This window comes from Psychrosphaera sp. B3R10, assembly GCF_018861025.1.
Lineage (GTDB): Bacteria > Pseudomonadota > Gammaproteobacteria > Enterobacterales > Alteromonadaceae > Psychrosphaera > Psychrosphaera algicola.
This window is the reverse complement of sequence record NZ_JAHKQH010000028.1, coordinates 74,783-87,708: the sequence shown is the minus strand read 5'-3', so window position 1 is coordinate 87,708 and position 12,926 is coordinate 74,783. Positions and strand designations below refer to the sequence as shown.

The 12,926-nt window shown below is 41.3% G+C and carries 9 protein-coding genes; 7 read left to right on the top strand and 2 right to left on the bottom strand.

Annotated elements, in window-relative coordinates:
* The first annotated feature begins 464 nt into the window (after window positions 1–464).
* Genes metA through KO525_RS11495 form a run of 4 tightly spaced genes read left to right on the top strand, consistent with a single transcriptional unit; the run spans window position 465 to window position 5,773 of the window.
* Entirely contained in the window at window positions 465–1,406 is a 942-nt protein-coding gene (gene metA / locus KO525_RS11510; protein ID WP_215963961.1) for a homoserine O-succinyltransferase, read from the top strand.
* Window positions 1,407–1,426: 20 nt separating this feature from the next.
* A complete protein-coding gene (locus KO525_RS11505) occupies window positions 1,427–2,494 on the top strand; it encodes a homocysteine S-methyltransferase family protein (RefSeq protein ID WP_215963960.1) in 1,068 nt (355 codons plus the stop codon).
* A gap of 10 nt (window positions 2,495–2,504) precedes the next feature.
* The gene (gene metH, locus KO525_RS11500) at window positions 2,505–5,135 is read left to right on the top strand and encodes a methionine synthase (RefSeq protein ID WP_215963959.1); all 2,631 of its coding nucleotides are present in this window, start codon (window positions 2,505–2,507) and stop codon (window positions 5,133–5,135) included.
* A complete protein-coding gene (locus KO525_RS11495; protein ID WP_215963958.1) occupies window positions 5,132–5,773 on the top strand; it encodes a DUF938 domain-containing protein in 642 nt (213 codons plus the stop codon). Before metH ends, KO525_RS11495 begins: the two co-directional genes overlap by 4 nt.
* A 74-nt stretch (window positions 5,774–5,847) precedes the next feature.
* On the opposite strand, the gene msrA is transcribed toward KO525_RS11495, so the two are convergent.
* Both msrA and KO525_RS11485 read right to left on the bottom strand, forming a co-directional pair.
* Window positions 5,848–7,062: a peptide-methionine (S)-S-oxide reductase MsrA gene (msrA, locus tag KO525_RS11490; protein ID WP_252736595.1), complete on the bottom strand. Its 1,215-nt coding sequence runs from the start codon at window positions 7,060–7,062 to the stop codon at window positions 5,848–5,850.
* A 161-nt stretch (window positions 7,063–7,223) separates the two neighbouring features.
* Window positions 7,224–8,486 carry a GNAT family N-acetyltransferase gene (locus KO525_RS11485; protein ID WP_215963956.1) on the bottom strand — a complete coding sequence of 421 codons (1,263 nt, stop codon included), beginning with the start codon at window positions 8,484–8,486 and terminating at the stop codon, window positions 7,224–7,226.
* A gap of 279 nt (window positions 8,487–8,765) precedes the next feature.
* Between KO525_RS11485 and KO525_RS11480 the strand changes: the two genes are divergently transcribed.
* The 3 genes from KO525_RS11480 to alaS are packed head-to-tail and all read left to right on the top strand — an operon-like array spanning window position 8,766 to window position 12,911.
* Window positions 8,766–9,785 (top strand): hypothetical protein, encoded by a 1,020-nt coding sequence (locus tag KO525_RS11480; protein WP_215963955.1) that lies wholly within the window; start codon window positions 8,766–8,768, stop codon window positions 9,783–9,785.
* On the top strand, window positions 9,766–10,254 hold the full coding sequence (locus KO525_RS11475; RefSeq protein WP_215963954.1) for a regulatory protein RecX: 489 nt from the start codon (window positions 9,766–9,768) through the stop codon (window positions 10,252–10,254). Before KO525_RS11480 ends, KO525_RS11475 begins: the two co-directional genes overlap by 20 nt.
* 32 nt (window positions 10,255–10,286) lie before the next feature.
* Complete coding sequence (gene alaS / locus KO525_RS11470; RefSeq protein WP_215963953.1) at window positions 10,287–12,911, top strand: alanine--tRNA ligase; 2,625 nt, start codon at window positions 10,287–10,289, stop codon at window positions 12,909–12,911.
* The last annotated feature ends 15 nt before the right edge of the window (window positions 12,912–12,926 follow it).

Sequence of the window (12,926 nt, the reverse complement as noted above, 5' to 3'; positions counted from 1 at the left end):
ACTGATTTTGACTTTGAAACTGTTTGAGCAAAATACCATTGCGTAATGGAAGGGAATAATTTGGAAAAGATTTTGCGTTTGAAACTTACAATTAATTTATTTGTCTTACTTATCTCAAATAAGGCAGACAATATTGGATGTAGTTGTGATTTGTGAAGGTAACTTATTACGGGTTTTACATATTTGTCGACACGTTTGGCGAAAAACGGCAATACCAATGTACTGTCGTTTCAACCGCAAATGGCATTGATGATCCTTCGAGTTGGCGTAGTGTTTTGTTTTCTTTATTATGGGAAATGAGATTAGAGGAAATGAGGCAAGGATAAATACGGAATATGAATACAGACTAAGTTCTACCGCGAGCCCAAAAAATATTTAGGATGCATGGACGTCTAAACATCTAGATGTTGACATTGCTAAAATTTGAAGTAATCTTCCTTGATTAGTATTTATGAGGTGAAGACATGCCAATTCGAGTCCCAGATCAATTACCTGCCATTGACGCCTTAAGGCAGGAAAATATCTATGTCATGCCAGAACATAGAGCTGACACGCAGGACATTCGTCCTATGCAAGTCGCTATCTTAAATTTGATGCCTGATAAAATAACGACAGAAATTCAATTAATTCGGTTATTATCCAACAGCCCATTGCAGGTTGATATTGATTTAGTGCGCTTAGAGCACAGAGCAAAAAATACCTCTGAGGATCATTTAGATACGTTTTACCGTTATTTTAATGATATTAAAGATCGAAATTACGATGGTTTAATTATTACGGGTGCACCTCTAGGTCTCAAAAGTTATGAAGACGTTACCTATTGGTCTCAACTCCAGGAAGTCTTCAAATGGGCAGAAGATCACGTAACTTCAACGCTATTTTTGTGTTGGGCCGCCCACGCAGCGATATACCACTATCACGATTTACAACATGAGATCCGCGACGATAAATTAAGTGGCGTGTATCAACATCAGAAATGGCAAAGTAAAGCGCCAATCATGCGTGGTTTTGACGACGTATTTTTTGCCCCGCATTCTCGTTACGGTGAAGTTCCAATCGAACAACTGAAAAAAGTAGATGATTTGATCTTAGTGTCGGGAAGTGACGAAGTCGGAGCTTACCTAATGCAAGATAAAGCAGGAACCAAAGTATTTATTACCGGCCATCCTGAGTACGACCGAAATACTTTATTGACCGAATATCAACGAGATGTTGATGCCGGTTTAGAGGCCATAGTTCCCGTAAATTACTTTCCAAATGATGATGTTACGCAGCCACCAATAAAGTTGTGGCAGTCCCATGGTTATTTGTTATTCATTAACTGGCTAAATTATTACGTTTACCAAAAGACGCCATATGATATAAGTCAAGTTAGTGCAAAAATTCGAACAGAAAACTTCGCATAATTTAAGGTTAAAATTTTAACATGACTATTAAAGGCGACTACCGCCCAGACCAATCAGAATTATTAACATCAATGTTAAAACAAAGAGTACTTTTTCTCGACGGTGCAATGGGCACAATGATCCAAGAGTATAAGTTTGAAGAAGATGATTATCGTGGCGAGCGATTCAAAGATTGGCCGACATCCGTGCGCGGCAACAATGACTTATTAGTATTGACGCAACCTCAAGTGATCAAAGACATTCACATAGCTTACCTTGAAGCGGGTGCTGACATTATTGAAACCAATAGTTTTAATGCAACTGTTGCGTCGATGGCCGATTACGGGATGGAAAGTCTCGCCGATGAAATTAACTTTGAAGCAGCTAAATTAGCACGCGAAGCGTGTGATCAAGTGGCAACCCCAGATAAACCGAAATTTGTCGCTGGTGTTTTAGGGCCAACGTCTAAAACAACTTCTATTTCTCCAGATGTTAACGACCCCGGTTTTCGTAACATCACGTTTGATGCTTTGGTTGCTGACTATACCAAAGCCACGCTAGCCCTAATGGCTGGCGGCGCGGATCTAATTTTGGTTGAAACTATATTTGATACGTTGAATGCTAAAGCAGCACTTTACGCTGTTGAAGTTGCATTTGAAGAAGCAAATCATCGTTTGCCAATAATGATTTCGGGGACCATTACTGACGCTTCAGGTCGTACTTTGTCAGGGCAGACAACGGAAGCATTTTATAATTCAATTTGTCATGTAAACCCAATTTCAATTGGGCTAAATTGTGCACTAGGTCCAGATTTGTTACGCCAATATGTAGACGAGTTATCGTCATTTGCAGAATGTTTTGTTTCTGTGCACCCAAATGCAGGATTGCCGAACGAGTTTGGTGAATACGATTTGGACGCCCAAGATATGGCTGAACACATTGGTGAGTGGGCGCAGAGCAAATTAATAAATATCGTTGGCGGTTGTTGCGGAACAACACCGGAGCACATCCAAGCATTTGTAGATGTGGTATCTGGTCAGCAGCCAAGAACACCTCGACCTGCAGCCGCACTTATGCGCCTGTCAGGATTAGAAGCATTTAACGTATAGAAGTTTTACCATGACCACGCAATCAGTAAGCAGATTTATTAATGTCGGTGAACGAACTAACGTAACCGGTTCGGCAATGTTTAAGCGACTCATCCTCGAAGGGGATTACGAAACCGCGCTTGATGTGGCACGTCAACAAGTCGAAAACGGCGCTCAAGTTATCGACATCAACATGGATGAAGCCATGTTAGATTCAGTTGCCGCGATGACCCGTTTTTGTAACCTTATTGCCTCAGAGCCGGACATCGCACGTGTGCCTATCATGTTAGATTCATCTAAATGGGAAGTCATTGAGGCGGGATTAAAATGTGTTCAGGGTAAAGCAATTGTAAACTCCATCTCGTTGAAAGAAGGTGAAGAACAATTTTTAGAACACGCTAAAAAATTAAAACGATACGGCGCCGCTGTCGTTGTAATGGCCTTTGACGAAGATGGTCAAGCAGAAACTCGAGAAGAAAAGTTCCGAATTTGTAAACTCGCTTACGACTTATTGGTAGGTAAGATCGGTTTCCCACCGCAGGACATTATTTTTGATCCTAATATCTTTGCTGTCGCCACCGGAATTGAAGAACACAATAACTACGCCGTTGCATTTATCGAAGCCACACGGGACATTAAAACTCATCTACCACATGCAAAAGTGTCTGGTGGGTTATCAAACGTATCATTTTCATTTCGTGGTAATAATCCTGTTCGTGAAGCAATGCACTCTGTGTTTTTGTATTACGCAATTCAAGCGGGCATGGATATGGCGATTGTTAACGCCGGCCAACTCGCGGTTTACGACGACATTCCTGATGAACTTCGTGAAGCGGTAGAAGACGTTATACTAAATCGTCGCGACGATGCCACAGAGCGTTTACTCGATCTTGCACCTAAGTATCGAGGGGATGGTTCAAAAGTTGAAGTTGAAACCGAAGAATGGCGTTCTTGGGACGTCGTAAAACGTTTAGAACATGCCTTAATTAAAGGTATAACGACGTTTATTGAAGAAGATACGGAAGCCGCTCGCCAATTTTACGACCGACCACTGCAAGTCATCGAAGGTCCATTAATGGATGGTATGAATGTCGTTGGTGACTTGTTTGGCGCAGGTAAGATGTTTTTACCACAAGTGGTGAAATCCGCACGTGTTATGAAACAAGCCGTGGCTTATTTGAACCCATATATTGAAGAAGAAAAAGAAGACGGTTACACCAACGGTAAAGTTCTAATGGCTACCGTGAAGGGTGACGTACATGATATAGGTAAAAATATTGTCGGCGTTGTCCTGCAATGTAATAACTATGAAGTTATCGACCTAGGCGTTATGGTACCGTGCCAAAAAATCATCGATACGGCCATAAAAGAAAAGGTTGATATCATAGGTTTATCAGGTTTGATCACACCATCTTTAGATGAAATGGTGCATGTCGCTAAAGAGTTAACTCGTCAGGGGTTAGACTTACCATTATTAATCGGAGGCGCGACAACCTCACGTGCCCATACTGCGATAAAAATTAATCCAAATTACGAACATCCTGTGGTTTACGTGCCAAATGCAAGCCGCAGTGTTTCGGTTGTGTCTAACTTGTTAAGTGATGAATTACGACCTAATTTCATGACTCAGGTAGCGAAAGAATACGAAACAGTGATCAAGCAACACCAGCGTAAACGTGACAATACTAAGTTTATTTCGTTTGACAAAGCGAGAGCAAATCGATTTGACGGTGATTGGCAAAATTACATTCCGCCAGTACCGAAAAAAATGGGCGTACATGTTTGGGATTCTATCTCGTTAGAAGACATTCGACCGTTTATAGATTGGACGCCTTATTTTCTTACTTGGCAACTCAGTGGTAAATACCCGTCAATTTTGAAACACGAAGTTGTTGGCGAACAAGCTCAGAAAGTTTTTGACGATGCAAACGACATGATTGACCAAATTATTGCGTCAGGCACCGTGAAAGCAAAAGCCGTGTTTGGTTTGTTCCCAGCAAACTCAGATGAAGAAACGATAGAAGTATATAAAGATGAGTCTCGAACTGAGATTGTTACTCGTTTATTTAATTTACGCCAGCAAATCCAAACCCGTAATAATGCGCCAAACTATGCGTTGGGCGACTTTATTGCGCCTAAGAAATCTGGTCTAGCCGATTACGTAGGTGCGTTTGCCGTTACAGCTGGATTTGGTGTTGATGAGTTAGCGGATAAGTATTTAAAAGAACATGACGACTATAATAATATTATGGTTAAAGCGGTTACTGACCGCTTAGCAGAAGGGCTTGCCGAGTACTTACATCATCAGGTTCGTAAAGAATATTGGGGCTATGCACCAGACGAGTCACTTACCAATGACGACTTAATTAGAGAGAAATATCAAGGAATTCGTCCAGCACCAGGTTATCCAGCTTGCCCTGAACATACAGAAAAGGCTAAGCTGTGGCAGTTACTTGATGTCGAAAACAAAATTGGTATGACGTTGACAGAGAGTTATGCGATGTGGCCGGGTGCGTCGGTTTCAGGGTGGTATTTTTCTCATCCGAAATCCAAATATTTTGCTGTATCTAAAATCGATCTTGCGCAGATGCAAGAATATGCAGAACTTAAGGGCTGGGATGAGCAACAAGCTGAAACCTGGTTAGGTCCAAATTTAGAATGACAATAATTCAACCACCACAGTCACATGCAGCGGATGTATTTAGCGATTTACCGACGTTAACAGCGGCGGAAAATAACAAAGGCCCAATTTTAGATAAATGGGTTGAGCTAGAATTTAACGAACGCAAAGTATTGGAAATCGGCTCAGGTACTGGGCAACAGGCTATTCATTTAAGCCAACATTGTTACCAGTTACGCTGGCAACCGACAGAAGTTAAGGAAAACTTTGAGCGACTAAATCAGTGGTGGGAAGCGTCTCAGAAAGTTGGGATCATTAATTTTTTAAAACCGATTGAATATACAATTGGAGATGATGAATTCCCAGCCGGTGACTTTGATACTATCTATACCAGCAATGTTTTACATATTGTTAGTCGTGCCCATGCAAAGCAGCTTGTTGAGCAGATCTGCGGCGCATTGGCGACTGGCCAGAAGTGGGTATGTTATGGACCGTTCAAGCAAAACAATAAGTTTACTACCGAATCAAACAAAGAGTTTAATGACTGGTTAATGTCGGAAGGTCATGGCGGTTTAATGGATTTAGAAGACGTTGTGAAATTATCGAAAGGCAAACTGGAAATTGAAACATTGTCGGATATGCCAGCTAACAACTTTTTTGTGGTATTTAATCGCTGTTAACAAATCGTTTGGTATCGAATAATAAAATCTAGGTCAATTGCATTGGCCTAGATTTTTACGTTTAAGGAGTAGTGTTAGTCTGCGACAAAGTCCAAAACCGTGGCATTGATGCAATAACGTTTGCTGCCATTAGGACCGTCATCAAATACATGGCCTAAATGAATATCCGAATCTTTCGCCCTAACTTCTGTTCGTTGCATTCCAAAGCGATTGTCTTCGACATACGTGACGGTACCCTCAATCGGTTTGGTAAACGACAGCCAACCGCTACCAGAGTTAAATCTATCGTCTGTGTCAAATAAGGCAATGCCAGATAATTTGTCGATAAATTTACCGTCAGGCGTATTTTTAAATAATTCATATTGTTTACAATAACGTGAGTCAGTACCTTCGTTAAATGCAACGTTAAATGCTTCAGATTTACCCAATTTAAAATAACCTAAGGCTTTATAAAAATCCTTGTTATTCACATAACCTTGAATACCGTATTGTTCGACGCCGTCCTGCATAAATAATATGGTTGGTGTCGCCCAAGTTGGGGTGGTAACGTCAAGACCTTCGAGTTCCATGGCCTTACGAAAATGCATCGGCACCGAACCAGAGTAATTATTGGCAACGTCTTTTTTAAATAAGTCACAATAAGGGCAAAACTCAGAATCAATGATCACGATATGCTGGCCTGACAGTATGGCCGTATTATCAACCTCTCGAGATTTATCTTTAGTCTTATCAAACCGCACTCCGGTTGAATGGTCTGGACAATATCCGTTCGGGTTTTTGACTAAATAATCCTGATGATAAGTTTCCGCAGCATGAAATTTATCAAGAGGTGCTAGCTTGGTTGTTATTTTATCGAACCCCGCGTTTGTTAATAACGTCTGGTATTGTGCTTGCACCTCTAACGCAACTTGTTTTTCTGCAGGCGAGTTATACAAAATCGTAGATCGGTATTGGGTGCCAATGTCGTTACCTTGACGGTTTTGTTGCGTAGGGTCGTGCAATTCAAAAAAGTGTCTAAAAATTAATGACAAAGATATTTGTTCTGGGTTGAACGTAACTTCAATTACTTCGGCATAATTGTCTGGGTTAAATTTATGTTTACGTTGCGTTATGTTTCTATAAGTAGCATCAAAACCACGTCCGTCGGCATACCCCGATTTAACATCGATAACCCCCGGTAATAGAGCAAATTTTTTCTCCGCCCCCCAAAAGCAACCAAGTCCTAAAACAATACTACTTTGCTGCACACTGAGTTTGTCGGTTTTTACGGCGATGGGAAGGTCTCCCATCAAACTTTTAACTTCCTGAGCCTGGCTACATGCAGTGACAAAAACGGCTAAAACACAGGCCAAAATGAGAGAAGGCAACTTCATAATAAACTCCAAATGCGAGATGTATTTAGTAGAACGGTATTTTCACCATTTAATTTCACCAATGATACGGATGGGTCTTAACATTCGATCTTTTTAAAGGGCAGTTTTTTTTCACATTCAGCCATGTATAAACGATTATGGGCTTTTTCGTCCAGACAAAATCGCTTAATGGCTTGTTCAAATGGATCAAGGTAAATCGCATGATAAGAATAGGTCAATGTTGGCTTGAAGCCTCGACTGATCTTGTGCTCACCTTGAGTACCAGGGTTAAAGCAGGTTAAACCATGCTCGATGCAATACGCGATTCCTTGGTAATAGCAGGCCTCAAAATGCAGAAGGTCGAATTGCTGATCAGAGCCCCAGTAGCGTCCATAAAGCGTATTAGCGTCAACAAAATACAGCGCAGTGGCAACAACTTGTTGGTCGTGGTAACACACGAGTAGTCGAATATTATCGGATAACGTAGAAAATATTTGGTCAAAAAAGGTTTGATTCAAATACCCCTGTTGCCCCCGTATTTCGTAGGTTAGTTGGTAAAAAGTGTAAAACGCGTGAGCCTCTGTTTTGGTGATTTCAGTTCCGGTTCGCCAAACGCATTCAATGCCTAAATTTTTAATCTGAAGACGTTCTTTTTTTATCGACTTGCGTTTTCTCGCCGTCATTGTCGAAAGGTAATGGTCGAAGTCTGCAAAGCGGTCAGCATTTATTAGATTCTGTTTGCTTGCAACATCAACGACTGGCTCTAGTGTTTCGGTGCAAGCGGAAACATCATTCACCAAATTAACAGGTACCGAATTGAACCAATGAAATTGATGACCTTCTCGGACCATTATTGCTGGAGGCAACTCTGAAGCTTCAAGGGTATTGGGGTAATTTAAATGCAGGCCAGTGTATTCTAAAGACTCGCGATAATGCTGCTGCAACGCACTAAAAACATCAAATTCAGATAGGGTATCTGACCCTAACCATTTTTTACATGGTACTGGAGTGAAGGGTATTGCGCATAACAGTTTTGGGTAGTACTCGACGCCATGCTGGTGGTATGCCTGAGCCCAAGCCCAGTCAAACACATACTCGCCGTAAGAGTGGTGTTTTTCGTACATTATCATCATACCCAGTAATGTGTCTTGTTCATAAATCAAATGATACTTTGGTAACCATCCTGTATTTAGCCCAATACAGCCTGAATCTTCGAGCGCCTTCAAAAAGCCAAATTGGTTAAATGGTGAATCACTATGGCCAAAAATAAAATCGATTTGCTGGTCACTTAGCGCCGTATATGAATCGGCAACATTGACTTGAAGCAGTGCGTTATTAACAGAAATTGGAAATTCAAGCATACGAAAGTCAGACAAAAAGGTGCGTAGTTAGATGCATTTAGACTACCTTAATTGATGAAAGGAGTAACGAGTTAAAACAATCGAAACAAAATTTGTGTGCTCTAAGCAAATTGTACGATGGGTGTGGAGGGGAAATGTTATTCGGCAATATGATGTCACAATTTAGAATGCTTAATTATTAACGAAGGCCTAGTAATCATTAGCTTTTTAGGTATCATTACAGGCCATATTTGTCGTCATTATGGGCGACTTGTTTTAGACATTTTAGGTTAAAAGTTAATGCAATTAGCAGTCAGTAGAGTCAATTCGTTGCGTGCGTTTAGTTGGATTAAAAGTGGATGGCGACTTTTTACTCAGCAACCTGCACCATTTATGGCTATAGCCGGTATATTAATGGCTATTCAATTGCTTGCGAGTTTAGTCCCACTGGCCAGTTACGTTGCGGTTTTTCTTTTGCCATTTTTGACTATAGGTTTATATCAAGTTGCGTCGAAAGTTGAGCAAGGTGAGCAAGTTTCGGTAAACGATTTATTTCATTATCTATCGCGCATTCGAGAATACCGTGTGTTATTCCGGATTTCATTGGTGAGCATACTGCTGAGCATTCCTGCTTCAATGGCGGGTTCTAATATGGCTGAAGCCATGATTGGAGGCTTACCGCCAGCATTAGATCAACTTGTCATTTTTGTGCTCTTTATGGGGCTTAACTTTATGGCGACCGCGTTTTCAATTCCTGCTGCCTGGGTCAATCCCAACAGCTCAGTTAAAGTCCTTATTTACCAAAGCTTCCAAGCCGGATGGCAAAATGTCGTGCCGATGACAATTTATGGCATCGTGATTATGGCGATTTGGATGGTCAGTATGCCGGTTATTTTGATTGGTTGGCTAATTGCGCTGTCGTTGAGTAACCTGTCCTTCTATCACGCATTTTTGGATATCTATCAGCCAGTTAATAATGCTGAATCAAATTCACAGGCTCAAAGTACTGGCGAGCAGTTATCAGATGCTGAAATACCAGCAGTAGCAGACGCTCAAGAGACAAATACCGAAACGACTGAAAATCGCCGGACAGAACGTGAACTAACTGACGAAGAAACATTGAAAAACGCTGCGGCAGACCGCAAATTATCTTCTTCAGATGAAGTGGAGCGGGTATCGACAGATGATATGCAAAGTGAGCCTGCTCAATCTGAAAAAATTGCGACAGAAGACAGTGAGGTGCAGGTAAAAGATGAAACCTCATCGCAAGAGACTGACGTAAAAGATATAAAGAGTACGGATGAGTTGGACAAAAAATAAAGAATATGAGCTGATTACGGATCGCACTAAACTGCGTAATCGAGCGTTTTATTGGTTGTCTAAACGCGATTTTTCAGAATACGATTTTAGAAAGAAACTCGATAAAGTCTGTGAAGATGAAATTCTTAAAGAAGATCTGATTGCCGATTTTATCAAAAACGATTTTTTAAATGAAAGTCGATATGTGCGGGCGGTGGTAAAAACAAAAATTGCAGCGGGTTTGGGGTTAGTCCGAATACGCAACGATTTACGACCCCACGGCATTAAAAGTGAACAAATAGATGCTTTTGCTGAAACCCTTGAAGTTGATTGGTTTGAAAAGGCGAAAGCGACGTACCACAAAAAATATGGTGTTACTGAAATTGCAGATCATAAAGAACGGGCCAAACGGTATCGTTTTTTACAGTATCGCGGTTTTGGCTCAGACGAAATTAAATATGCAATGGCGACTGACCAAGACAATTGGTAATACAAACAACGTAAGACGATGAGCGAGAAAATATGTATAACACGACGGCCGGTTTAAGACAGGCATTTTTAGATTACTTTGCAAAAAACCAACATCAAATTGTTTCTTCAAGCTCATTAGTACCTGGGAATGACCCAACCTTATTATTTACTAATGCTGGCATGGTGCAGTTCAAAGATGTCTTTTTAGGGGCCGAAAGCCGCGCTTATACACGCGCGACAACATCGCAACGTTGTGTCCGCGCAGGCGGTAAACACAATGATTTAGAGAACGTTGGATATACTGCCCGTCACCATACTTTCTTCGAGATGTTAGGTAACTTTTCATTTGGTGATTATTTCAAACGTGAAGCCATTCAATACGCTTGGGAATTTTTGACCGTTGTTATTAAGTTACCACCAGAGAAATTAATGGTAACAATTTACGAAAATGACGACGAAGCGTTTGATATTTGGAATAAAGAAATTGGCGTTCCGGCGGAAAAAATCGTTCGTATAGGCGATAAGTCTCCTGAAAAAAAATACGAATCAGATAACTTCTGGGCTATGGGTGACACAGGTCCTTGTGGTCCTTGTTCTGAAATATTTTATGATCACGGTGAACACATATGGGGCGGGCCTCCAGGTTCACCTGAAGAAGACGGTGATCGTTTCATTGAAATTTGGAACATCGTATTCATGCAGTTCAACCGCAGTGCAGATGGCGTGATGAACCCACTTCCTAAGCCTTCTGTTGACACTGGCATGGGCATAGAACGTATTGCTGCGATTATGCAGGGAGTTCATTCGAACTACGAAATTGATATTTTCCAGACACTAATTAAAGCTACGGCTAAATTATTGAATGTAACGGATTTGGAAAATAAATCGTTACGGGTTATTTCTGACCATATCCGTTCATGTTCATTTATGATTGTTGATGGTGTAATGCCTTCAAATGAAGGTCGTGGTTATGTATTACGTCGTATTATTCGACGTGCAATTCGCCACGGATATCAGCTTGGTGGTAAAGATTTATTCTTTAATAAATTAGTGGCAACCTTAGTTCAGGAAATGGGCGAAGCCTATCCAGAACTTGCTCAAAAACAAGCGGTCGTAGAAAAAATGCTACGCATTGAAGAAGAGCAATTTGCTAAAACATTAGAACGCGGATTAGCACTTTTAGAGTCAAATTTAGCTGATATTAACGGCACAGAGATCCCAGGCGAGTTAGTCTTTAAACTGTATGATACATACGGGTTCCCTGCGGATTTAACGGCTGACATCGCACGTGAAAAAGAGCTTACGATTGACGAAGCTGGTTTTGAACGTGAAATGCAAGCACAACGCAAAAAATCACAAGCAGCGTCTAACTTCGGTGCGGACTACAACGACCAAATAAAATCAGAGAAATCGACTGAGTTTAAAGGTTTTGACAATACCTCATATGCCGCAAACGTTATTGAGTTGTTTAAAAATGGTGAGTCTGTTGCCAGTTTAGAAGACGGTGAAAGCGGTGTGGTAATTTTAGACAATACCCCATTTTATGCTGAGTCTGGTGGTCAATCTGGAGACAAAGGCACATTAGCGGCCGACTCTGCAGAGTTCACAGTTAATGATACGCAAAAAATTGGCAATGCGATTGGTCATTACGGCACAGTCATTGGAACATTAACAATTGGCAGTAAAGTGAATGCAGCGATAGACGAAGCGCGTCGAAGCGCGATTAAACAAAATCACTCTGCTACCCATTTATTACACGCTGCGTTAAGAACAGTATTAGGTGAGCATGTAGGACAAAAAGGTTCGCTTGTTGAAGCCGACAAATTCCGTTTTGACTTTTCACATTACGAAGGGGTGACAGCAGAGCAATTACAACTCGCTGAGCGTTTGGTTAATGAGCAAATTCAACAGAATCACGCATTAAATACAGAATTGATGCAAATTGATGCCGCTAAAGAAAAAGGCGCAATGGCGCTATTTGGTGAGAAATACGACGATGAAGTTCGTGTTGTCACTATGGGCGGTTTTTCTATTGAGCTTTGTGGCGGTACCCACGTTGGGCGTACTGGTGACATCGGTTTGTTAAAAATTGTTTCTGAAGCTGGTATTGCGGCAGGCGTTCGTCGAATTGAAGCAGTAACTGGTATGGCAGCTATCGCACAACTTCATGCAACTGAAAATGTCGTCAATACCGCAGCTAGCTTATTAAAAGGTGATGCGGCCACGTTGGTGGAAAAAGTTGAACAAACGCTAAATAAATCACGAGCGCTAGAAAAAGAACTTCGCCAATTGAAAGAGAAATTAGCAAGTCAACAAGGTGGCGATTTAGTGTCACAGGCGAAAGACATCGGTGGTGTAAAATGCCTTATTGCTAATCTTGACGATGCCGATCCTAAATCTTTACGCGGTATGGTTGATGAGCTGAAAAACAAACTCGGTTCGGCGGTTATCGTATTAGCGGCATCGAGTGACTCAAAAGTCAGTTTGATTGCTGGTGTGACTAAAGATCTGGTGGGCAAAGTTAAAGCGGGCGAAATTGTCAATCATGCAGCATCGTTAGTTGGTGGTAAAGGTGGTGGTCGTCCAGATATGGCCCAAGCCGGCGGCTCACAACCCGAAAATGTGCCAGCGGCACTTGAGAGTGTTGAGCAGTTACTCAACGAAAAACTCAGTTAAAAATAACTTAAAATA